Annotated in this window: 28 protein-coding genes and 1 tRNA gene; 21 read left to right on the top strand and 8 right to left on the bottom strand. The window is 38.0% G+C overall.

Going from position 1 to position 22,964, the window contains the following annotated elements; genetic code table 11:
* Nucleotides 1-49 precede the first annotated feature (49 nt).
* The 14 genes from AC3WVA_RS07160 (at nt 50) to AC3WVA_RS07095 (ending at nt 11,704) form a co-directional block, all read left to right on the top strand.
* Entirely contained in the window at nt 50-499 is a 450-nt protein-coding gene (locus tag AC3WVA_RS07160) for a DUF4275 family protein (RefSeq protein WP_098520878.1), read from the top strand.
* A gap of 114 nt (nt 500-613) precedes the next feature.
* Nucleotides 614-994: a phage holin family protein gene (locus AC3WVA_RS07155; RefSeq protein ID WP_098345436.1), complete on the top strand. Its 381-nt coding sequence runs from the start codon at nt 614-616 to the stop codon at nt 992-994.
* A 156-nt stretch (nt 995-1,150) separates the two neighbouring features.
* The gene (hprK, locus tag AC3WVA_RS07150) at nt 1,151-2,080 is read left to right on the top strand and encodes an HPr(Ser) kinase/phosphatase (protein WP_048528164.1); all 930 of its coding nucleotides are present in this window, start codon (nt 1,151-1,153) and stop codon (nt 2,078-2,080) included.
* A gap of 24 nt (nt 2,081-2,104) precedes the next feature.
* On the top strand, nt 2,105-2,917 hold the full coding sequence (gene lgt, locus AC3WVA_RS07145) for a prolipoprotein diacylglyceryl transferase (protein WP_098345435.1): 813 nt from the start codon (nt 2,105-2,107) through the stop codon (nt 2,915-2,917).
* Nucleotides 2,918-2,984: 67 nt separating this feature from the next.
* Nucleotides 2,985-3,635, top strand: a complete 651-nt coding sequence (ppaX, locus tag AC3WVA_RS07140; protein ID WP_048528166.1) for a pyrophosphatase PpaX — start codon at nt 2,985-2,987, stop codon at nt 3,633-3,635.
* A gap of 33 nt (nt 3,636-3,668) precedes the next feature.
* Nucleotides 3,669-4,175 (top strand): acyltransferase, encoded by a 507-nt coding sequence (locus AC3WVA_RS07135; RefSeq protein ID WP_071758447.1) that lies wholly within the window; start codon nt 3,669-3,671, stop codon nt 4,173-4,175.
* Nucleotides 4,176-4,320: 145 nt separating this feature from the next.
* On the top strand, nt 4,321-5,832 hold the full coding sequence (locus AC3WVA_RS07130; protein ID WP_098520877.1) for a tetratricopeptide repeat protein: 1,512 nt from the start codon (nt 4,321-4,323) through the stop codon (nt 5,830-5,832).
* Nucleotides 5,833-5,918: 86 nt separating this feature from the next.
* Nucleotides 5,919-6,875, top strand: a complete 957-nt coding sequence (gene trxB / locus AC3WVA_RS07125; RefSeq protein ID WP_071758446.1) for a thioredoxin-disulfide reductase — start codon at nt 5,919-5,921, stop codon at nt 6,873-6,875.
* A gap of 164 nt (nt 6,876-7,039) precedes the next feature.
* Nucleotides 7,040-7,846: a DUF368 domain-containing protein gene (locus AC3WVA_RS07120; RefSeq protein WP_071758445.1), complete on the top strand. Its 807-nt coding sequence runs from the start codon at nt 7,040-7,042 to the stop codon at nt 7,844-7,846.
* 228 nt (nt 7,847-8,074) lie between these two features.
* Nucleotides 8,075-8,533 (top strand): NUDIX hydrolase, encoded by a 459-nt coding sequence (locus AC3WVA_RS07115; protein ID WP_001190080.1) that lies wholly within the window; start codon nt 8,075-8,077, stop codon nt 8,531-8,533.
* A gap of 20 nt (nt 8,534-8,553) precedes the next feature.
* Nucleotides 8,554-9,435 carry an RNase adapter RapZ gene (rapZ, locus tag AC3WVA_RS07110; protein WP_000138462.1) on the top strand — a complete coding sequence of 294 codons (882 nt, stop codon included), beginning with the start codon at nt 8,554-8,556 and terminating at the stop codon, nt 9,433-9,435.
* A 3-nt stretch (nt 9,436-9,438) separates the two neighbouring features.
* Complete coding sequence (locus AC3WVA_RS07105) at nt 9,439-10,392, top strand: gluconeogenesis factor YvcK family protein (RefSeq protein ID WP_048528171.1); 954 nt, start codon at nt 9,439-9,441, stop codon at nt 10,390-10,392.
* Between the two features lie 89 nt (nt 10,393-10,481).
* Complete coding sequence (gene whiA, locus AC3WVA_RS07100) at nt 10,482-11,432, top strand: DNA-binding protein WhiA (RefSeq protein ID WP_000006563.1); 951 nt, start codon at nt 10,482-10,484, stop codon at nt 11,430-11,432.
* Nucleotides 11,433-11,455: 23 nt separating this feature from the next.
* Nucleotides 11,456-11,704 (top strand): HPr family phosphocarrier protein, encoded by a 249-nt coding sequence (locus tag AC3WVA_RS07095; RefSeq protein ID WP_000250307.1) that lies wholly within the window; start codon nt 11,456-11,458, stop codon nt 11,702-11,704.
* 517 nt (nt 11,705-12,221) lie between these two features.
* Here the strand turns inward: AC3WVA_RS07095 and clpP are convergent.
* The 8 genes from clpP to AC3WVA_RS07055 all read right to left on the bottom strand — a co-directional run bounded on the left by clpP (nt 12,222) and on the right by AC3WVA_RS07055 (nt 16,808).
* Nucleotides 12,222-12,803 (bottom strand): ATP-dependent Clp endopeptidase proteolytic subunit ClpP, encoded by a 582-nt coding sequence (gene clpP / locus AC3WVA_RS07090; protein WP_001049162.1) that lies wholly within the window; start codon nt 12,801-12,803, stop codon nt 12,222-12,224.
* 241 nt (nt 12,804-13,044) lie between these two features.
* A complete protein-coding gene (locus AC3WVA_RS07085) occupies nt 13,045-13,914 on the bottom strand; it encodes a DUF421 domain-containing protein (protein WP_098345467.1) in 870 nt (289 codons plus the stop codon).
* A 20-nt stretch (nt 13,915-13,934) separates the two neighbouring features.
* Nucleotides 13,935-14,141 carry a DUF1657 domain-containing protein gene (locus AC3WVA_RS07080; RefSeq protein ID WP_085312777.1) on the bottom strand — a complete coding sequence of 69 codons (207 nt, stop codon included), beginning with the start codon at nt 14,139-14,141 and terminating at the stop codon, nt 13,935-13,937.
* Nucleotides 14,142-14,152: 11 nt separating this feature from the next.
* Nucleotides 14,153-14,503 carry a stage V sporulation protein AE gene (gene spoVAE / locus AC3WVA_RS07075; protein ID WP_098520875.1) on the bottom strand — a complete coding sequence of 117 codons (351 nt, stop codon included), beginning with the start codon at nt 14,501-14,503 and terminating at the stop codon, nt 14,153-14,155.
* On the bottom strand, nt 14,500-15,516 hold the full coding sequence (spoVAD, locus tag AC3WVA_RS07070; protein ID WP_000938958.1) for a stage V sporulation protein AD: 1,017 nt from the start codon (nt 15,514-15,516) through the stop codon (nt 14,500-14,502). The genes spoVAE and spoVAD overlap by 4 nt, the downstream gene beginning before the upstream one ends.
* A complete protein-coding gene (gene spoVAC / locus AC3WVA_RS07065; protein ID WP_000095399.1) occupies nt 15,517-15,993 on the bottom strand; it encodes a stage V sporulation protein AC in 477 nt (158 codons plus the stop codon).
* Nucleotides 15,994-16,022: 29 nt separating this feature from the next.
* Nucleotides 16,023-16,508, bottom strand: a complete 486-nt coding sequence (locus AC3WVA_RS07060; protein ID WP_098520874.1) for a YhcN/YlaJ family sporulation lipoprotein — start codon at nt 16,506-16,508, stop codon at nt 16,023-16,025.
* A 93-nt stretch (nt 16,509-16,601) separates the two neighbouring features.
* Nucleotides 16,602-16,808, bottom strand: coding sequence for a DUF1657 domain-containing protein (locus tag AC3WVA_RS07055; protein WP_000216166.1), 207 nt, complete (start codon nt 16,806-16,808; stop codon nt 16,602-16,604).
* Nucleotides 16,809-17,013: 205 nt separating this feature from the next.
* Here AC3WVA_RS07055 and AC3WVA_RS07050 point away from each other — a divergent pair, with 205 nt between their 5' ends.
* The 7 genes from AC3WVA_RS07050 (at nt 17,014) to AC3WVA_RS07020 (ending at nt 22,937) form a co-directional block, all read left to right on the top strand.
* Nucleotides 17,014-17,274: a YxeA family protein gene (locus AC3WVA_RS07050; protein WP_229200879.1), complete on the top strand. Its 261-nt coding sequence runs from the start codon at nt 17,014-17,016 to the stop codon at nt 17,272-17,274.
* Between the two features lie 246 nt (nt 17,275-17,520).
* Nucleotides 17,521-17,596: transfer RNA gene (locus tag AC3WVA_RS07045), tRNA-Arg, on the top strand.
* Nucleotides 17,597-17,855: 259 nt separating this feature from the next.
* Nucleotides 17,856-19,163, top strand: a complete 1,308-nt coding sequence (gene rpoN / locus AC3WVA_RS07040; RefSeq protein WP_098345469.1) for an RNA polymerase factor sigma-54 — start codon at nt 17,856-17,858, stop codon at nt 19,161-19,163.
* 9 nt (nt 19,164-19,172) lie between these two features.
* A complete protein-coding gene (locus AC3WVA_RS07035; RefSeq protein ID WP_098520873.1) occupies nt 19,173-19,418 on the top strand; it encodes a glutaredoxin family protein in 246 nt (81 codons plus the stop codon).
* 135 nt (nt 19,419-19,553) lie between these two features.
* A complete protein-coding gene (gene cggR / locus AC3WVA_RS07030; RefSeq protein ID WP_048528176.1) occupies nt 19,554-20,582 on the top strand; it encodes a gapA transcriptional regulator CggR in 1,029 nt (342 codons plus the stop codon).
* 26 nt (nt 20,583-20,608) lie between these two features.
* Nucleotides 20,609-21,613, top strand: coding sequence for a type I glyceraldehyde-3-phosphate dehydrogenase (gap, locus tag AC3WVA_RS07025; protein ID WP_000161236.1), 1,005 nt, complete (start codon nt 20,609-20,611; stop codon nt 21,611-21,613).
* 139 nt (nt 21,614-21,752) lie between these two features.
* Nucleotides 21,753-22,937, top strand: coding sequence for a phosphoglycerate kinase (locus AC3WVA_RS07020; protein WP_492321838.1), 1,185 nt, complete (start codon nt 21,753-21,755; stop codon nt 22,935-22,937).
* Nucleotides 22,938-22,964: the final 27 nt, after the last annotated feature.

The following is a 22,964-nucleotide window of genomic DNA, read 5'->3' as shown; positions in this document are numbered from 1 at the left end:
AAAAACCGAGTGGAAATGCCACTCGGTTTTTCGTTCATAGGGGGAGAAGATGGAGTTTACAGATGTTTTAAGAAAGAAAAACATGAGGGTAAGAGAGTTTCAAAGTTGGGGTGTATATTTTCGGAAGTGCTGGGAGGATCATTTTGCAAATCATTTAAGTGATGAGGAAAAAGAAGACATTTTTCTTTACGGAGATAAGTATGGATGTGGGTATCTATGGCACATATTTAGTTATGAGAAAAAGAAGTGTTTAGAAGGGGCGGAAGCAGAGAGTGCGTTTCATAATGAAGTAAAAAAGGATTGCTACATATTCTATCAACATTGTGATGACGTACTACTAATAAAGGATGCGAGTTCATTACATATGGATGATATATTGTGTGAGAGGGACGATATGTATAAAGGTGATATCTATATTGTAGATAAAGAGTTCACTTGGACTTTTGTAAAAACGCATGAACATAGATGGTGTGGTCCCTACTTCACAAAGGAATGTTAGTAGGTATACAAGCAGGAAGAGTAGAATAAGTTGATATAAGTGTTTGTATGATACTTGCGTTTCTTATCTATTAGCGTATGATGAAATATATATGTCAAAAGGATGTGTAAGAAAATGAGATGGATTGTATCACTTCTTGTAAATAGCGTTGTGTTAATCGCTGTATCGGGACTTTTAAAAGGGATTGCACCAGACGCGTTTTACGTAGCAAATATACAAACTGCAATTATTGCGAGTGTTATTTTGGCTGTTTTAAACGTGTTTGTAAAACCGTTTTTAATTTTAATTACGTTACCAATTACTGTTGTAACTTTCGGGTTCTTCTTAATTGTTATTAATGCGATTACGTTAAAAATAGCAGATTCATTATTAGGAGATGCATTTAATATATCAGGATTTGGTGTAGCGATCGTTGCAGCAATTTGTATTTCAATTTTTAATATGATTATTGAAAAGGCAATTGTGGAACCTTTATATGAAAAAAAGAGAAAATGACAAAAAGAAAAACATTTCATGATGTGTATGAAATGTTTTTTTCTATTTATTAGAAACCGTATTTCTTGTTTCCAGAAAAAAATGGTACAATATCCGGTAGAATGGAATTTTACATCAAATGAGACTGAACCCGCAGCGGAGTGGAGGTTTATACATATGCCGAAAGTAAGGACAAAAGATTTAATTGAACAATTTCAATTGGAGTTAATAAGTGGTGAAGAAGGAATTCATCGTCCAATTGATACGAGTGATTTATCACGACCTGGAATTGAAATGGCAGGATTTTTTACATATTATCCAGCTGATCGCGTGCAACTTCTTGGAAAGACGGAGCTTACGTTCTTTGACACGTTAACGACAGAGCAAAAACAAGAGAGAATGAAAGCGCTTTGTACTGAGGAGACGCCATGTATTATTGTAACTCGTAATCAAGATGTACCAGATGAGTTATTGCAAGCATCACGTGAATCAGGCATGCCTTTATTACGTTCTGCTCAAACGACAACAAGATTATCAAGTCGTTTAACAAATTATTTAGAAGGTAAGTTAGCACCTACAACAGCTGTACATGGTGTGTTAGTAGATATTTATGGCGTTGGTGTTTTAATTACAGGTCAAAGTGGTGTCGGTAAAAGTGAGACAGCTCTTGAGCTTGTAAAACGTGGTCACCGTCTTGTTGCGGATGATAGTGTAGAAATTCGCCAAGAAGATGAAGACACATTAGTAGGAAGCTCACCAGATTTAATTGAGCATTTATTAGAAATTCGTGGTCTAGGTATCATTAACGTTATGACGTTATTCGGTGCAGGGGCAGTACGAAATTATAAGCGTATTACACTTGTTATTAATCTTGAAATTTGGGATCAAAAGAAAAATTACGATCGCTTAGGTCTTGATGAAGAGAAGATGAAGATTATTGATACAGAACTTACGAAGATTACACTTCCAGTTCGCCCTGGTCGAAACTTGGCTGTTATTATTGAAGTGGCAGCGATGAACTTCCGTCTAAAACGTATGGGAGTCAATGCAGCACAGCAGTTCTCTGAACGATTAATGAGTGCGATTGAGTTAGGAAATCAGGAGTAAACTTTGGAGAGGGAGGTCATACATATGCTGTTAGGTTCTGTACCACAGCTTGACCGCGTAGCGATCCAACTTGGACCGTTTCCTGTTTATTGGTACGGGATTATTATCGGTACAGGTGTGCTATTAGGTCTTTGGCTAGCAACTCGCGAGGGAGAAAGGCTAGGTATTCCAAAAGATACATTTGTTGACCTTGTATTAATTGCAGTACCAATCGCTATTCTATTTGCGAGAATGTACTATGTTATTTTTGAATGGGAATATTACGCGCAAAACCCGAGTCAAATTATTAATATTCGTCAAGGTGGCTTGGCGATTCATGGTGGTTTAATCGGGGCTGTTATTACAGGGATTCTTTTTGCGAAACGCCGCGGGGTTTCATTCTGGAAGTTGGCTGATATTGCTGCGCCAAGTATTTTACTAGGACAAGCAATTGGTCGATGGGGAAACTTTATGAACCAAGAGGCACATGGTGATGAAGTAACGAGACAGTTTTTAGAAGGTCTTCATTTACCGGATTTCATTGTTAATCAAATGTACATTGATGGTGTGTACTACCACCCGACGTTTTTATATGAATCATTATGGAATTTTGCAGGTGTCATTTTATTACTTGCATTACGAAAAGTGAACTTACGCCGCGGGGAACTGTTCTTCACATATTTAATTTGGTATTCAGTAGGGCGCTTCTTCGTAGAAGGCTTACGTACAGATAGTTTAATGCTAGGACCACTTCGTATCGCACAAGTAATGTCAATTGGACTTGTTGTTCTTTCTATTATTTTCATTATTGTGAGACGAAAAATGGGGCAAGCTGATAAAAGATATTCGGAAAATTAGAGAAAAGTAGCATCTTATTATGAGATGCTGCTTCTTTCATATTCAGGAAAGAGAAAGGACTAAGGCAATGAGAATAAATACAGTGTTATTTGATTTAGATGGAACTTTAATTAATACAAACGAACTTATTATTTCTTCTTTTTTACATGTGTTACATACATATTATCCAAATCAATATAAGCGTGAAGATGTATTGCCATTCATCGGCCCGTCTTTACATGACACTTTCAGCAAGATTGATGAAAACAAGGTTGAAGAGATGATCACATGTTACCGTCAATTTAACCATGATCATCATGATGAATTAGTAGAAGAATATGAAACTGTATATGAAACAGTTCAAGAGTTGAAGAAGCAAGGCTATAAAGTTGGGATTGTTACAACGAAAGCGAGACAAACTGTTGAAATGGGATTAAAGTTGTCAAAGCTTGATGAATTTTTTGATGTTGTCGTGACAATTGATGATGTGGAGCATGTGAAACCACATCCAGAGCCACTTCAAAAAGCACTTCAGTTATTAGATGCGAAACCGGAAGAAGCATTAATGGTTGGGGATAACCATCATGATGTTGTTGGTGGACAAAATGCAGGTACGAAAACAGCTGCTGTTTCATGGACACTGAAAGGTAGAGCTTATTTAGAGGCTTACAAGCCGGACTTTATGCTAGATAAAATGAGTGATTTACTACCAATTTTGTCTAATATGAACCGTTCATAAAGGCTTAAGTAAGTTAGTAGAGGAGCGAGCTAAGTGCGACGGACAACGCGCTATCCTGTTTCGGGAGAAAATTCATTATGGAATGTGTATAAAACAGTGTCCTTTTGGAAGGTAATGAAGAATTTTATTATTATCCAGATTGCTCGTTATACACCATTTTTATCCGTCAAGAATTGGCTGTACCGCACATTTTTACGGATGAAGGTAGGAAAGAAAACATCGTTCGCGCTTATGGTCATGCCGGACATTATGTTCCCAGAAAAGATAACTGTGGGAGAAAATTCAATTGTTGGATATAATACAACGCTTTTAGCACATGAATATTTAATTCGAGAATATCGACTTGGAGAGATCGTCATAGGAAATGAAGTGATGATTGGGGCAAATACAACGATATTACCAGGTGTGAAAATTGGAGATGGCGCGATCGTTTCAGCTGGCACACTCGTTCATAGAGACGTACCAAGTGGCGCTTTCGTGGGTGGAAATCCAATGCGAATTATTTATACGAAAGAAGAAATGGATGCTAGAGAAGGTTGATGCTAAAAATGTAACATTTCTCTTCTTTTTTAATGAATAAAAAGGAAATAATTGAGTATAATATACTGTTTTGTTTTTTACGGAATCGTTTATACTTATAGATAGAAGAATGTGTGAACGAAGAAAACAAAAAACTGGAGGATATATGGGGAAAAATCAAAGAATATATAAGGAGAACGGACAAGTTATCTCTTTTAATCAATTAGCGGACTTCTTTTATAAAAAAGGGATGAGGGCTTACAAAGGACAAAAATTGCAAGATGCAATTAAATATTTTCGAAGAGCGGCACAAAGCGAGAAGGAGCCGTTTATTTTATGCCAATTAGCAACAGTATTATCTGAGGCTGGTGAATATCAAGAGTCGAATCAAACCTTCTTAAAGTTAGTTAGATCTAACCCTGAACTTGAACAATGCTATTATTTTATTGCAAATAACTATGCATATATGGGACTATTTCAGCAGGCCAAAAAATATGCGGATCGTTATTTAGAAGTGGCGGAAGAGAAGGAATTCGTTGAAGATACATTAGAATTACTTGAAATTATGGAAGAAGAAGCGATGGGTGCAGAAGAGATTGAGGATGAAGATGATCTAATTGTTATGCAAGAAGAAGCGAATCGTTATATTCGTAACGGACAATTGGAAGAAGCAATTACTACATTAGAAATTGTTACGAAAGATTATCCGGAATTTTGGTCGGGGCATAATAATTTAGCTATTGCGCATTTTCAATCTGGCAATGTAGATAAGGCACTGAAATTAACGGAAATGATTTTAGAGAAAAATCCAGGTAATATACATGCGCTTTGTAATACGCTTATTTTTCTATATTCAATTGGAGAGCATAAACAAGTAGAGGCGTTAGCAGGACAGTTAGTTTCGGTATATCCGATTTCGTTTGAACATCGTTTGAAACTTGGGACGACACTTGCAACAATTGGTCATTTCGAGCCTGCATATAAATGGTTCAAATTATTAAAGCGTCAAGGATACGAAGGAGACGTTAGTTTTTATTATTGGTTTGCATATTCTGCTTATATGGTGAAAGATCAGCAAGTAGCAGAAAAAATGTGGCAACATGTTGTAGAATTGCACCCTGATAAAAAGGGGAAAGAGCCGTGGAATGCGCTAAATTTAGCGGATGAAGGACAAAACGTGTTATTTGAAGAATTACGAAAATCATTTCAGCAAAGTGCGACGCTAGAGGAACAAATGCTAGCTTTATATTTAATGAATGAATTGTCGACGCCAGAGAAGGTGGGATTCTTCTTTGATGTAACGCAGGCGAAGAACGGTGTTCCAATCGTATCGCAACTTGCAAAGTATTTCTTTTTACTTAATAGCCATAAGAGCATTCCAGCTGATTTACAACAGTTCGAACAGTGCGCGCGAATTGCGGATGCCTTATATAATTATACGAAAAAAGAAGATGAATTAATCGAAGAGTGTTTACAATTTTGGTTTTGTACGTTCATACGTTTATATACATCTGGGGCAGTCTTCACAAATGTATACGGCTGGTCAGCTGCGATTGAATATATCGTACGCAGCGAACAAGGAAATAAGATGACACAGTCGGAGCTTGGAGATGTATATAATGTATCTGTAGCGACTGTTCGAAAGTATGTGCAGGCTGTGAAACGTACGCATAAATAAGGTAAGCAAATCATTGGGAAAAAGATGATGCTAACAGTATAATGAGGGTAACTTAATTGTGTAGGAATGAATAGGAGTTGAATGGTGTGTCAGAAGAAAAAATTTATGATGTCATTATTATTGGTGCAGGACCAGCTGGTATGACAGCTGCGGTATATACTTCTCGTGCGAACTTAAGCACATTAATGCTTGAGCGTGGTATTCCAGGTGGCCAAATGGCAAACACGGAAGATGTAGAAAACTACCCAGGTTATGAGTCTATTTTAGGACCAGACTTATCAAATAAAATGTTCGAGCATGCAAAGAAATTTGGTGCTGAATATGCATACGGTGATGTGAAAGCAGTCATCGATGGTAAAGAATACAAAACAATTATTGCGGGTAAAAAAGAATATAAAGCACGTGCAATTATCGTTGCAAGCGGTGCAGAATATAAAAAAATTGGTGTGCCAGGCGAAGCTGAACTTGGCGGCCGTGGTGTATCATATTGTGCAGTATGTGACGGAGCGTTCTTTAAAGGAAAAGAACTTGTAGTTATTGGCGGAGGAGATTCTGCTGTTGAAGAGGGTGTGTTCTTAACACGCTTCGCATCAAAGGTAACGATCGTTCACCGTCGTGACACGCTTCGTGCACAGAAAATTTTACAAGATCGTGCTTTCCAAAATGAGAAAGTAGATTTCATTTGGAATCACACGATTAAAGAAATTAACGAAGCAAGTGGTAAAGTTGGCAGTGTAACACTTGTAGACGTAAACAGTGGAGAAGAGAAAGAAGTTAAAACTGATGGCGTATTCGTATACATTGGCATGTTACCATTATCAAAACCATTTGTTGAACTAGGTATTACAAATGAAAATGGTTACCTTGAAACAAATGAGCGTATGGAAACGAAAGTTCCTGGTATTTTCGCAGCTGGAGATGTTCGTGAAAAAATGCTACGTCAAATTGTAACTGCAACAGGTGATGGTAGTATTGCAGCACAAAGTGCACAACATTACGTAGAAGAATTATTAGAAGAACTAAAAACTGTATCAGAAAAATAAGGGGTAACATACCTTTTGAGAAGAAAGCTACAGATAGGAGCTTTCTTCTTTTTTTGTGTGAAAATGTCAAAGTTTTGTCAAAAAATATTAGGATTATAAGCTTTCTTATTGATATACTGGACTTTACGGAAAAATCACTATAAGAAATGAGGAATTTATTCAGTATGGAATGGCGTAATATATATCGTGGATTTTGTATGGGTGTTAGTGATTTAATTCCTGGTGTGAGCGGCGGTACAATCGCTGTTGTGTTAGGGATTTATGAACAATTACTTGCGGCAATTAGTGGATTCTTTAGTCGTGACTGGAAAAAACATTTAGGATTTTTAATTCCTCTTGCAGCTGGTGTGGCAGCAGCGTTTTTAACGTTAAGCCACGTTATTAAATATTTACTTGCAAATCATTATGAACCGACTCAATTTTTCTTTCTCGGTTTAATTATTAGCATATTACCGATGTTAATGAGAGAAGCTGATGCAAAGTCGTCGTTTAAAGGTAAGCACATTGTTTTATTAATAGTTGCAGCAATCCTTGTTGCAATCACAGCTTTCTTTAAACCAGATAAGGCAGCAGATCCAATTACGACGTTAACAATTTTAAATGCAATTGGTTTATTTTTCGCAGGATGGATGGCTAGTATGGCTATGTTGCTTCCTGGAATTAGCGGATCATTTATTTTATTAATTATTGGTGTGTATCCGACAGCAATCAATGCTTTAACTACATTGAACTTACCATTAATCGTAGTTATCGGTGCCGGTGTTATGGTAGGGTTTGTTGTAAGTAGTAAAGGAATTAGTTTCTTATTAGAACGTTATAAAAGTATGACATTTGCGGCAATTATTGGACTTGTTATCGGCTCGATTGTGATTGTGTTCCCTGGTATTCCGACTGGTGGATTTTCAATTATAAGTTCAATTATTACCTTTATTTTAGGATTTGCGATTGTTACTTATTTCGGTAAGAAGTAAGGGCTGTAATCCCCTTGGCGATAAAAATCGTTAAGGGGATTTTTCATGCTATTTATTGAATTTCTAAGCATTTACATTGCTTGTTATAGAAAGCTTTTTTAAAATTGTTGAGTAGTATATGCTTAGCGAAAGGAGACTGGCTCCTTCGTTGTAGCAAACTGTTTTTGATAGTATAATGAAATGAGTATGCAGTGAGAAATTTACTGCAAGTAGCTGAGGTGAAGAAACATGCAAAGAGTGACAAACTGTGTGTTAATTAGAGATAATGAAGTACTCTTACTCCAAAAACCTCGTCGAAATTGGTGGGTTGCACCAGGCGGGAAAATGGAGCGTGGTGAGACTGTAAGAGATTCCGTTGTTCGCGAGTATCGTGAAGAAACAGGTATTTATTTAAAGAACCCAGCGTTAAAGGGGGTCTTCACCTTTGTCATCCAAGAAGGTGATAAAGTTGTCTCTGAATGGATGATGTTCTCCTTTTTAGCGACAGATTTTGCAGGAGAAAACAAACTAGAGAGCGAAGAAGGCATCATTGGTTGGCATACATTTGATAAAATTGATGATTTAGCAATGGCGCCAGGAGATTATCACATTATTGATTATTTAATTAAAGGAAATGGCATAATCTACGGTACATTTGTATATACCCCAGATTTTGAGTTGCTTTCATATCGATTAGATCCGAGTTAAACCGTCAAGGAGAGGATACGATGACAGAGAATAATGATATAAAAATGGTAATTATTACAGGAATGTCTGGAGCAGGAAAGACAGTAGCTTTACAAAGTTTTGAAGATTTAGGATATTTCTGTGTAGATAATTTACCACCGATGTTGTTGCCGAAGTTTATTGAGCTTATGGCGGATTCAAAAGGAAAAATGAACAAAGTAGCACTTGGCGTTGATTTACGTGGCCGAGAGTTTTTCGAACATTTATGGGGAGCACTTGATGATTTATCAGAACGTACATGGATTATCCCTCATATTTTATTCTTAGATGCGAAAGATGGCACGCTTGTAACTCGTTATAAAGAAACGAGACGTTCGCATCCACTTGCACCAACTGGTTTGCCTTTAAAGGGAATCGAGATGGAGCGTAGCTTATTAACTGATATGAAGGCACGAGCGAATATTGTGCTTGATACATCAGATTTAAAACCGAAAGAATTACGTGAAAAAATTGTTCATCTGTTTTCAACTGAAACGGAGCAAGCATTTCGTGTAAATGTTATGTCATTTGGATTTAAGTACGGCATTCCAATTGATGCAGATTTAGTATTTGATGTTCGTTTTTTACCAAATCCATATTACATTCCACATATGAAGCCATTAACAGGACTAGATGAAGAAGTTTCATCGTATGTGCTGAAATTTAATGAGACGCATAAGTTTTTAGAGAAATTGACGGATCTTATTACTTTCATGCTGCCTCATTATAAAAGAGAAGGCAAGAGTCAACTTGTAATTGCAATTGGATGTACAGGTGGACAGCATCGTTCTGTTACGCTTACAGAATACCTTGGGAAACATTTGAAACCAGAGTATAGCGTTCATGTATCTCATCGTGATGTGGAGAAGAGAAAGGGCCATTAAGGGATGAAAAAAGAGAGAAAACCTAAAATTGTCATCATGGGAGGCGGTACTGGACTCTCTGTATTATTACGAGGATTAAAACAATATCCAGTTGATATTACAGCAGTTGTTACAATCGCTGATGATGGTGGCAGTTCAGGTAGATTACGTGATGAGCTAGAAATTCCACCCCCAGGTGACATTCGTAACGTACTCGTTGCGTTATCAGATGTAGAGCCGCTGGTGGAAGCTTTATTCCAGCATCGTTTCACAACGGGAGACGGGCTGAAAGGTCATGCGTTAGGAAATTTATTATTGGCGGGTATGACCTCTATTACAGGAGACTTTTTCCATGCGATTACGGAAACGAGTAAAGTATTAAATGTCAGAGGGCGTGTGTTACCGGCAGCGAACCAAAGCGCGGTACTTCATGCGGAACTAGAAGATGGAGAAATTGTAACAGGTGAATCAAAGATTCCTTATTACGGAAAGAAGATTAACCGTGTCTTTTTAACTCCAGAAGATGTAGAGCCGTTACATGAAACGTTGACTGAGATTAAACGAGCTGATTTACTTGTTTTCGGTCCAGGAAGTTTGTATACGAGTATATTACCGAATTTAGTTGTTAACAAAATTGGGGACGCTGTTCTTGCTGCAAAAGCGAAGAAGGTATATGTGTGTAATGTTATGACGCAAGCTGGTGAAACGATGGGATATACTGCGTTTGACCATGTGCAGGCGTTACATGATCATTTAGGTAAGCCATTTATCGATACTGCAATTGTAAATAACCGTGATATTCCTTGTGAATTACGTCAGTTATATGAGGAAGAAATGTCGGCACCAGTTGTAGTAGATGAAGAGCGTTTTACCGAAAATAATATTGATGTCATTCAAGATCAATTAGCGAAGTATGATGATCATGTTGTAAGGCATGATACATTAAAATTAGCTTCTATTTTATATTCACTGTTGTAGATGTGCGTTGCCTCGTTTGAGGTAACGCTCATCATTTCATATAGGACAAGATTTTTGTTCCACAATAATCGTATAAGGAGGTGTTGACTGTGTCATTTGCATCAGAAACAAAGAAAGAGTTGACGAATCTTGAGATGAAGGAATGCTGTGAGAAAGCAGAATTATCAGCGTTACTTCGCATGAACGGATCGCTTTCTTTTTCAAATCGTCGTCTATCTATCGATATTCAAACGGAGAATGCGGCAATTGCAAGAAGGATTTATACGCTTTTGAAAAAAGGATATGACGTGACGGTAGAATTACTTGTTCGTAAAAAAATGCGATTGAAGAAAAATAATGTATATATCGTACGGCTTGTTGAGAAGTCTCGCGAAATATTAGCTGATCTTCATATCGTCCGAGACGACTTTTCATTTATTCGAAATATATCACAAGAATTGATTGAGAAGAAATGTTGTAAACGATCGTATTTACGCGGCGCATTTTTAGCAGGTGGTTCAGTAAATAACCCAGAAACATCATCTTATCATTTAGAGATCTTTTCGTTATATAAGGAACATAATGATGCTATATGTGAACTGATGAACGGATTTGATTTAAATAGTAAGACGTTGGAAAGAAGAAAAGGGTACATTACGTACTTGAAAGAAGCAGAAAAAATTACAGAGTTTTTAAATATTATAGGTGCTCATAATGCACTTTTAAGATTTGAAGACATTCGAATCGTACGTGATATGCGTAATTCAGTAAATCGTTTAGTGAACTGCGAAACAGCTAATTTAAATAAAACAATTGGTGCAGCGCTAAGGCAGATTGAAAATATTCGCTATATTGATGAAACGGTCGGTCTTGATATATTGCCAGATAAACTACGAGAAATTGCACAACTACGAAGAGATTATCAAGATGTAACATTGAAAGAATTAGGTGAGATGGTATCCGGGGGGAAAATTAGTAAATCGGGTATTAATCATCGTTTGCGTAAAATCGATGAGATTGCAGAGAAATTACGCGCGGGGGAAACGGTAGCAAAAAAATAAGAGGTTAAAGGGGAAATGGAGCTGTGGTTCAAAAAAGAGTTCAGGTTTCATTAAAAAACGGTTTACAAGCACGTCCGGCTGCGTTGTTTGTACAAGAGGCAAATCGCTTTCATGCGGATATCTTCATCGAGAAAGATGGAAAGACAGTGAATGCAAAGAGCATAATGGGGATTATGAGCTTAGCAATTGGAACTGGGAGCATGATAACAATTACAACAGAAGGTTCAGATGCAGAAGAGGCTTTAGAAGCATTAGCTGCATATGTACAATAAGAAGCTATCGCGCATGTGCGATAGCTTTTTTGTTTTGTCTGTGCGAATTAGCGGGGAGGGGTATTTAAGGGGGATGTGCTTGTCGAGGATTGTCGGTAAGTCGATAAGTGGTGTCGAAACGTCGATATATTAAAATAATCGCCGATATAATCGGAGTTACGGTCGATATATTTGAAAAATCGCTGATATATTTAGGTGAATACCAGGATGGGTATCCAGACGGAGGTGCATGATAATAAAAAAGCGCCCTGTAATAGGGCGCTTTTTTATGTATCTAGCTTCAGCGGCTAGCTCTTTGTGTCTAAGAACCTTCCGCATAAGAAGGCAAAAAGCACCTTTTATGCGAAAGAACCTTAGCCAGTCAGAGCTGAACGAGCCGCTGCCGCTTTTAGTTGTATCCAGCTCCAGCGGCTAGAATCTCCGGTCGCTTCGCCCCTTCATTCGAGGCAAAAAGCGCCTCGGAATCAGGGGCTCCATCGCCCTGCGATTCTAAACGAGCCGCTTTCGCTTTTAAGTATTAACGATTTGTAAAGATCTTATCGATTAAACCGTATTCTAAAGCTTTTTCTGCTGTCATGAAGTTATCGCGGTCTGTGTCGCGTTGTAGTACTTCAAGTGGTTGACCTGTGCGGTCAGCAAGAATTTGGTTTAGTTTTTCACGTAAGAATAGGATACGTTTAGCAGCGATTTCGATTTCAGTCGCTTGACCTTGTGCGCCACCAAGTGGTTGGTGAATCATTACTTCACTGTTTGGAAGTGCATAACGTTTTCCTTTTTCACCTGCTGCAAGTAAGAATGCACCCATAGATGCAGCCATACCGATACAGATTGTTGATACTTGTGGTTTAATAAACTGCATTGTATCGTAAATTGCCATACCTGCTGTGATAGAACCACCAGGGCTGTTGATGTAGATGTGAATATCTTTTTCTGGATCTTGAGATTCCAAGAATAAAAGCTGGGAAACGATTGAGTTAGCTACGTTGTCATCAATTGCACTACCAAGCATAATGATGCGGTCTTTTAATAGTCGAGAGTAAATATCGTAAGCGCGTTCTCCACGATTTGTTTGTTCAATTACTGTAGGAATTAAATTCATCTGTTATTTCCTCCTTCTAAAGCTTTCTTAGTCTTATAATACAATTATGGTCAATAAAGGTCAAACGAAACCACTTTAAATCAAAAAAATATGTAGTTGTAACATGAAATATTCGCTATGTTTTTGAAATTCCCTGCTTATGTATCTTCAACATCATAACCGAATTACATAAATTTAAACGTTATAAAAACTGTAGAAAAAAAGAAAAGAACGCCTTTTTAATGAAGCGTTCTTTCGATATCTATTCTTTTAAAAGATAGGTTACTTTATTTAAAATCTTTTCGATTTGTTTCGCGTTTTTACTATACATTTCGCTTGCTGATTTCGACTTTGTTTCTAGGGAAAATAGTTCAAGATCAGCATGACATTTTTTTAAAGATGCTAATAATAAAGGCTTGTTTTGAGGAGAAGGCATTTGTAGTTTGTCATTATAAATGTCGATAGTAAGTTGTCCGTATGAATCCACTTGACCGAGAAAGACATTTTCAATAACAACACCGAGCTTTTCTAGTTCAGAATGTAACCAAGCACGGTTATGCCCGCTTGCTGAAAGGGGGCCATCTAGTACATTCCCATCCATAATAACGGTTTGTGGTTCTTTTTCATTCGGCACTTTTAAACCGAGATCTTTTGCAGTAAGTGGCTGAGCATCTTTCTTTAATAATACATTTAATTCTCCGCTCGGTTCTAAGACAGCAAATTCAACTTCAGCTATACTAAAAGCACCATTTCCTCTAAGAAGTTCAAGTAACTCATCACTTGTATATTTTTCTTTCTTTAAATTATCCTCAAGTACTTTTCCGTCTTTTATTAACACGGTTGATTTTCCTTCAAAAAAGTCTCTAGCAGTTTTGTTTTTCAAGGAAATTATGCCAACGAAAAAAGGTACCGAGGCAAAAATAAGTATAGCGAAGACGCCATGGAAAAACTTTTGATCAAGCCCTGTAGCTATTTGAGCAGCGATATCACCGATTGTCATTCCCGCTATGTATTCAAAAAAGGAAAGTTGAGAGATTTGCCTTTTTCCTAAGCACTTTGTAATAGTGAATAAAATAATTAATATGAATACAGAGCGAAGGATGACAAGTGTCCATTCCGGTAGGTGAGACATAGTCATTTCCTCCAGTCTACTTAAAACCCTTTATATTGAGGTTCTTCCCGTTCTAATACTGAAACTCTATCCTGTAAATCAGCGATGACACTGTCCATTTCTAACATACATTCATGAAATACGCGTTTTGCTTCATTGTCTGTAGAATTTAGCGAAAGGGAACTTAAGCTTGCTTGAGCTCCCCTTACACTAGCAAGGCAAGTTTTAACGCTAGCAATAACAGTCATACGAACACTCCTTATCCTTTCGGTTTGAATAGCAATGCTCCAATGAAGCCGAAAATAATAGCTGCGGACACACCGGCGCTTGTTACTTTAAACATGCCGGTAATGACGCCAACGATGCCATGCTTTGCGGCTTCTTCCATTGCGCCATGAACGAGGGCATTACCGAAACTTGTAATAGGTACAGTTGCCCCGGCTCCAGCGAAATCAATTAATGGTTCATACAAATTGAATCCGTCTAATATAGCTCCAGCAACAACGAGAGTTGCCATTGTATGAGCGGGTGTAAGTTTTACAACATCAAACATAAGTTGTCCGATTACACATATGATTCCGCCTATGACGAAAGCCCAGAAAAAAATCATTGCGTTGCACCTCCAAATTCAATCGAAACGGCGTGAGCGATACACGGAATCGTTTCTTCTTGCTGGAATGTAAGTGGAGATAGTAAAGCGCCTGTCGCAACGACAAGTATTTTTTTGAATTCTCCTCTTTTCATTCGATTTAATAAATGACCGTATACGACCGTTGCAGAACATCCTGGTCCACTAGCACCAGCGATAACAGGTTGCCCTTCTCTATAAATAAGTAGCCCGCAATCTTGAAACTGTTCGCTCGTTACTTTTGTTCCATGTTTATGTAGTAAGTCATAAGCAATTTCGCGACCGACATGGCCGAGATCGCCTGTTACGATTAAATCGTAGTAAGAGGCGTCAATTTGACGTTCGCGTAAATGAGCTTCAATTGTATCGACGGCAGCTGGAGCCATTGCGCCTCCCATATTAAACGGATCCGTTAATCCCATATCAACTACTCGTCCGATTGTGGCAGATGTTACCCTAGGACCGTGTCCAGTATCGCTTAAAATAGCAGCGCCAGCACCGGTTACTGTCCACTGCGCGGTAGGTGGTTTTTGCCCACCATATTCGGTAGGATAGCGGAACTGTTTTTCTACAGCGGTGTTATGGCTTGATGCCCCGGTTAATAAATATTTTGCGCCTTTTGCATTTACGATACTTGCTCCAAGTGCTAAACCTTCCATAGAAGTAGAACAAGCGCCGAATAGTCCGAGATAAGGAGTGCCCAGTGTACGGCAAGCAAAGCTTGTAGGGGTAATTTGATTAATTAAATCGCCTGCGAGTACAAATTGAATATCGTCTTTACGAAGTTTTGCTTTTTCAGTAGCGCGGCTACAAGCTTCTTCAAATAAAATTTTATGTGCTTTTTCATAGGAATCCTGTCCGAGCCATAAATCTTCATGAAGGATATCAAAGTCTTCTGGAATTTTTCCTTTTGCTTCAAACGGCCCGCCAACGACTCCTGTCGAAATAATAACTGGTTTGTTTTCAAATACCCAGGTTCGGTGTCCTTGTAACATTTATAGCCCTCCCCATTGAACGAGAATCGTTTTAATAAGTGCGATGACGAAAGCTGAAAATACACCAAACAAAATAACGGAGCCGGCTAATTTAAACATATTTCCTCCAACGCCGAGTACGAACCCTTCTGTTCGGTGTTCGATACATGCGGCAATAACAGAGTTACCAAATCCAGTGACAGGTACAGCTGTGCCTGCTCCGGCAAACTGACCAAACCGATCGTATATACCAAATCCAGTTAATAACATGGAAATAAAAATGAGAGTTGCGACTGTTGGATTTCCTGCTGAGCGTTCAGTGAAATCAAAATATGTGATATAAAACGTAGAAATGAGTTGTCCGATGAAGCAAATAAAACCACCGACGAAAAAGGCTTTAATACAATTTTTTAAGACAGGGCGCTTCGGTTCTCGTTCTTGTTCGAATTTTTTGTACTCCTGTTGTACAGGGGTTAAGTTCTTATCTTTACTAGACATTGCGATCCTTCCTTTTCTTTTAAAAAGCGTTAAGTGTTAGACTCCATTTTTTTACCAATGAATTTTAATTGCTTATTAATTTCATCTTTAGAGACTTCTTTTTCCTTAATTTTTCTTTCGAGTTTTTCGAGTAACATAAAGATTTTTTTATCTGTACTTACACGAACATCGAAAGTAGGATGCTCATCACTTAGCTGTTTTTGAAGCTTCTTACGTAGAGGTTTTAATCCAAACCTTTCGTGATGCTCAGGTGTAACTGCTATGTAGAGATCTAAATTTGAATTCACTGCTGTACTTTTTATAATTTCATTCATAGCGAGAGCTCTTTTCTTCGCTCCTTGTGATATAGATTGATTAAAGGATTCCGTACTCGTCTTTGTTAATTTAGGACCTTTTTCTTTCTCCGTTCGTTTTGCTTCTTCTTTCACTTTTTTATCTAAGGGACTATTATCACATCCGGTAAAAGAGCTAAATAGAAGGGCAAATAATGCGGTTATGAGTCCGAGTTTTCGCATAATTATCATTCCGTTTCTATTGCAATATGTAATGTGATAGAAAAAGGATGACTGCATATCATCCTTTTTCTATTTCACAGCATGACGAATCCGTTATTGCTGTGAGTATTGTGGTTCTTCTTGTTGGACTTCTTCAACGCGAGGGTTTAAAGAATCGATAATCGTTTGTGTTTGCTGCGCAGCTGTTTGGAAAAGTTGCTTCGCTTGTTGGTTATCCGTATCAAGAGCGAATCCCTCTAAGCTAGCTTGTGCACTTTTTAATCCAGAAACAGTTTGCTTTAATTTCGTAATTACAGTCATTGAATGAAGCCCCCTTTGGAATATCAATTCAAAGATTATAATTTGTGAGTTGGGGTGAATTTATGATTGGGAATTTTAGGGATGTATCATTTTAAAATTACAATTTTGTAATGAATATGTAAGGATAAGTGATAGTGGACAAAAACTTTTTCTCCTAGAATAAAGAGAGTAAAGCAAGTTAAAAGGATGTTTGAAGGAGAGGAAAATGAAGAAATTATTATTAGGTTTAATTGGACTTTTTATATTAGTTATTGGTGTGGCAAGTGTTTCTCATAATGAGATAACAGATAGATACAACCCGCTTGTGAAAGAGGATTGGTTATATGTAAAAGCGAAAGAATCTGGCCGACTATCTAAAATAGGAGAGGTGGCTGGGGAATATAAACTTTCTGGTTATTATGCTTCCGGTGAAGGAAGAGATGTTAAGTTTTATGCACCTCGTGGGCTTAGGAAGGAGCATATGTAAAGGTTAAAACGAAAGGGGAATATATTGAAACATATCAAGAAGTACAGCCTAATGAAATTCCAAAAGAGATTAAAGAGAAGCTAGATAAATAAAATGGATAAGAATTGCTTCCTAAATGTAGAAATTAGGGGGCGTTTTTATGCAAAAATAGCGCATATATAACGTGCAATCAAAGAGTTTTTATTGATTTAAATGGTTTTTATTGCTATTATTATGAAGAGAAAATGAAGTATATTTTATAATCATGCGCCCATAGCTCAGTCGGATAGAGCGGTGGTTTCCGGTACCACGTCTGCCGGGGGTTCGAATCCCTCTGGGCGCGTCAAAAAGTCCTAACTTACGTTTTGTAGGTTAGGACTTTTTTTATTTCCCTCTTGTTATATCTGGTGATAAGATTTACTATTAGTACTTGATAATAATTTTTGTAACTTATTATTTTCTTTCAATATTATTCAAATTTCGGTTGTAAGTTGTAAATCTCATTAATACATATAAATTAATAATATTTTGGAATGGGTGTCTGCGTGAGGATTCTCCTTTTACCAAACTTATTGTACAATAGAAACAAGGGGGAGATTAGTTTGAAGGCAAGTCTTTTACAAGAACAAAGCTTACGTTTGGCAATGACACAAGAGTTAAGGCAAGCGATTACAATGCTCCAGTATAATGTACAAGAATTATCGGAGTTTTTGTATGAGCAATCGTTAGAGAATCCCCTTATTGAGTTAGGTGGTTTTGAGAGGGAGAAGAAAAAGAGCTCTAACACAAGTAAAAGTACCAGCAAACAAGTCGAGAATCAGATGGAAATCTACAGTGTGGATTCCACAACGATTCAGCAACATTTATTAAATCAAATACAGTACTATAAAATAGAGGAAGAAGAGCGAAAAGTAGCTTCTTTCATTATTATGAACATGGATGGAAATGGGTATTTACAAGAAACGAACGAGGAGTTAGCAAATCTCCTTTCCGCACCGCTTCATGTAGTCGACCGCTCTGTTGAGCTTGTCCAATCACTTGAGCCAGCAGGGGTAGGAGCGCGTAATATTCAGGAATGCCTAACTTTACAATTGAAGCGCTTACAAAGGCGAAATGGATTAGCAGAAGAGGTTATAGAAGATCATTTCGCTTATTTCGTGAAGAAAGATTGGCGAAAACTCGTTCAAGTGCTGAAGTGTAGTAATGAAGAATTGCAATTAGCGGTGAACTGTATTACGTCCCTGCAGCCGAAACCAGGTCTTGCGTTTTCTTCAGATAAACCACTTTATATTGTGCCTGATATGGCAGTGAAAAAAGATGGTGATCGTCTCGTTTTACAAATGAATGAGAGAAATATGCCGAGAATTGAAATTCACTCTGAGTATAGTGCGCTTCTTAATAATAGTGAAAGTGAAGTAGCATCTTACGTATCAGAAAAGTATCAGCATGTGCAGTGGATTATGCGTAGTTTGAAACAGAGGAAACAAACGCTTCTGCAAGTAATGACCATTATTATGGAAAAACAACGTGATTTCTTCTGGAAAGGTCCGGAGTATTTAAAACCACTTGCTTTAAAAGAAGTAGCAGAAGAATTAAGTGTACATGAATCTACAATTAGCCGTGCAACGCGAAATAAATATGTGCAAACACCACACGGTTTATTTGAGATGAAATCGTTCTTTAGTAATGCTGTTTCGACTACGGAAGACGAAGCAGTTTCTACAAAGCGTGTAAAACAATTTATCCAAACGCTTGTTGAGGCGGAAAATAAGAAAAAGCCACTTTCAGATCAAAAGATTTCAAAATTGTTAGAAGAAGAGCATGAAATCGTTATTTCTCGAAGAACAGTAGCGAAGTATAGAGAACAAATGCATATTCCAGCGTCGTCATTAAGAAAAACGATCGGATAGGTGAAGAAGATGAAAGTTGTACTGTATACAAAAAAAGATTGTGGCCTTTGCGTGAAGGCGAAACAAGTTTTAAAAGAAGTACAATGTGAATATTCTTTTCAAATCGAGGAAATAGATATATATGAAGATAATGACCTTTTAGAAAAATATCATGTCATGATTCCGGTTGTAGAAATAGACGGGAAACAAGTAGAATATGGTAACATTCACAAAGGTGTCATAATAAACTATATAAAGAATGCAGTTAAGAGTTGAATAAGTTTCTATCTCCTGTTACAATAATACACGTAGCAGGGATTATTTTTTTAACCTATGTGGGACACAAAATGTCACTACGGGACGTAAAGTGACCACGAGGGAAAATGAACCAATGTAGTGAGGAGAAAAGATATGCGCTCATGGATTCAGAACACAAAAAAATTATTACCTGATCTGCTACCTGTTATGCAAACGAGAATGCAAATTCTTCAATACATTAGGCTCATGCAGCCGATTGGAAGAAGAAACTTATCAGCGAGTCTCGGTATGACAGAACGAGTATTGCGAAGTGAAGTTCAAGTTTTGAAAGAACAAAACTTAGTTCACGTCGCTTCTTCTGGAATGACTTTGACAGAAGAAGGAACAGCTTTAGTTCTTGCTTTGGAAGACTTTATGAAAGAAATTTCCGGGTTAAAGGTTTTAGAAAAGCAACTTAAGGAAACATTAGACTTGGATGAAGTTTTCGTTGTCCCTGGTGATAGTGATGAATCACCTTGGGTCAAACTGGAGATGGGCCGTGCTTGTGTGACTTGTATAAAAGACCGTCTGACAGCGAATAATATCGTTGCTGTGGCTGGAGGAACTACGCTAGCTGCTGCTGCGGACATGATGCAGCTTGATTGCAAAGATTTACATATGCTATTTGTCCCAGCACGTGGTGGAATTGGAGAAGGCGTCGAATTAGAAGCCAATACCATTTGTGCCAAAATGGCGCAAAATACGATGAGTAATTATCGCTTATTGTATGTTCCAGACCATGTTAGTAGCGAAGCATATGCGTCTATTGTGACAGAGCCTTCCGTGAAAGAAGTTCTTGAGTTGATTCGATCTTCCAATATCGTCATTCATGGAATAGGTGATGCGTTAACAATGGCACGTCGCAGAAATACTTCGGAAGCAGATTGGTTAAAGATTCAAGCAAGCGAAGCAGTTGGCGAGGCTTTCGGTTACTACTTTAATGAACAAGGAAATGTTGTTCATAAAGTAAGAACAGTTGGTATGCAACTTGAGGATTTACAAAATGTATCTCACGTTGTTGCAGTCGCTGGAGGTTCTTCAAAGGCAAAGGCAATACAGGCTGTAATTAAACAAGGGCACACTTCAATTCTAATTACAGATGAAGGTGCAGCAAAACAGTTAACAAAGGGTATTACCCTTTAATATAATCCCCCAAGGAGGAAATTCAAATGACTAAAATTGGTATTAATGGATTTGGACGTATCGGACGTAACGTATTCCGCGCAGCTCTTAACAACTCTGAGGTAGAAGTAGTAGCAATCAACGACTTAACAGATGCTAAAACATTAGCTCACCTTTTAAAATATGACACAGTTCACGGAACTTTAAATGCAGAAGTATCTGCTAACGAAAACAGCATCGTTGTTAACGGTAAAGAAATTAAAGTTATCGCTGAGCGTGACCCAGCTCAATTACCATGGAGCGACTACGGAGTAGAAGTAGTAGTAGAATCTACTGGTCGTTTCACTAAAAAATCAGACGCTGAAAAACACTTAGGTGGATCAGTTAAGAAAGTTATCATCTCAGCTCCAGCTTCTGACGAAGATATCACTGTAGTTATGGGTGTTAACCACGAACAATACGATGCAGCTAACCACAACGTAGTATCTAACGCTTCTTGTACTACAAACTGTCTAGCTCCATTCGCTAAAGTATTAAACGAAAAATTCGGCGTAAAACGCGGAATGATGACAACAATTCACTCTTACACTAACGACCAACAAATCTTAGACTTACCACACAAAGATTTACGTCGTGCTCGTGCAGCAGCTGAAAACATGATCCCAACATCTACTGGTGCAGCTAAAGCTGTAGCATTAGTATTACCAGAACTTAAAGGTAAATTAAACGGTGGCGCTGTACGTGTTCCAACTGCTAACGTTTCTCTAGTTGACCTAGTTGTTGAACTTGACAAAGAAGTAACAGTTGAAGAAGTAAATGCAGCATTCAAAGCAGCAGCTGAAGGCGAATTAAAAGGTATCCTTGGATACAGCGAAGAGCCATTAGTATCTATCGACTATAACGGATGTACAGCTTCTTCTACAATCGATGCATTATCTACAATGGTAATGGAAGGTAACATGGTTAAAGTACTTTCTTGGTACGATAACGAAACTGGTTACTCTAACCGTGTAGTAGACTTAGCAGCTTACATGACTTCTAAAGGTCTTTAATTCTTAATTATATAAGCTATCAATGACAAAACGAGGGAGAGGGTTTGTTCCCTCTCTCTCTTCTTTCGTTTTAAAAGCAAATGTGTTAAGCTTTTGAGTGGGTTTTGTCAATCCTAACTAGTAGTCGGAGGGAAATCCAATGAACAAAAAATCAATTCGTGACGTAGATTTAAAAGGTAAGCGTGTATTTTGCCGCGTTGACTTCAACGTACCTATGAAAGAAGGCAAAATTACAGATGAAACTCGTATCCGTGCAGCTCTTCCTACAATTCAATATTTAGTAGAGCAAGGTGCGAAAGTTATTTTAGCAAGTCACTTAGGCCGTCCAAAAGGTCAAGTAGTAGAAGAAATGCGTTTAACTCCAGTAGCAGCACGTTTAGGCGAGCTTCTTGGTAAAGACGTTAAAAAAGCAGACGAAGCATTCGGACCAGTTGCACAAGAAATGGTTGCAGCAATGAACGAAGGCGACGTATTAGTTCTTGAAAACGTACGTTTCTATGCGGGCGAAGAAAAGAACGATGCAGAACTTGCGAAAGAATTTGCAGCTCTTACTGATATCTTCGTAAACGATGCATTCGGTGCAGCTCACCGTGCTCACGCTTCTACAGCAGGTATCGCAGACTACCTACCAGCAGTATCTGGATTATTAATGGAAAAAGAGTTAGAGGTACTTGGAAAAGCACTTTCTAACCCAGAACGCCCATTCACAGCTATTATTGGTGGTGCGAAAGTAAAAGATAAAATCGGTGTAATTCGTCATCTATTAGACAAAGTAGATAACTTAATCATCGGTGGCGGACTTGCTTACACATTCGTTAAAGCTTTAGGTCATGAAATTGGTCTATCTCTATGTGAAGACGACAAAATCGAACTAGCTAAAGAATTTATGCAACTTGCAAAAGAAAAAGGCGTAAACTTCTACATGCCAGTTGATGTTGTAATCACTGAGGAATTCTCTGAAACTGCAACAACTCAAATCGTTAATATCGATTCTATCCCTTCTAACTGGGAAGGCGTGGACATCGGTCCTAAAACACGTGAAATTTATGCAGATGTAATTAAAAATTCTAAGCTTGTTGTATGGAATGGACCAATGGGTGTATTCGAAATGACTCCATTCGCAGAAGGTACAAAAGCAGTAGGACAAGCATTAGCAGATGCAGAAGGTACATACTCTGTTATCGGCGGTGGTGACTCTGCAGCAGCTGTTGAAAAATTCGGTATGGCTGATAAAATGAGCCACATTTCTACTGGCGGCGGTGCGTCATTAGAATTCATGGAAGGCAAAGAGCTTCCAGGTGTAGTTTGTCTTAACGACAAATAAGTAGCAGCCAAAGAAAAAGGACGGTGC

This window comes from Bacillus sp. EB106-04-02-XG92, from assembly GCF_058791995.1.
Note: the sequence above shows the minus strand (reverse complement) of the source record. Positions and strands in the feature narration are given on the sequence as shown.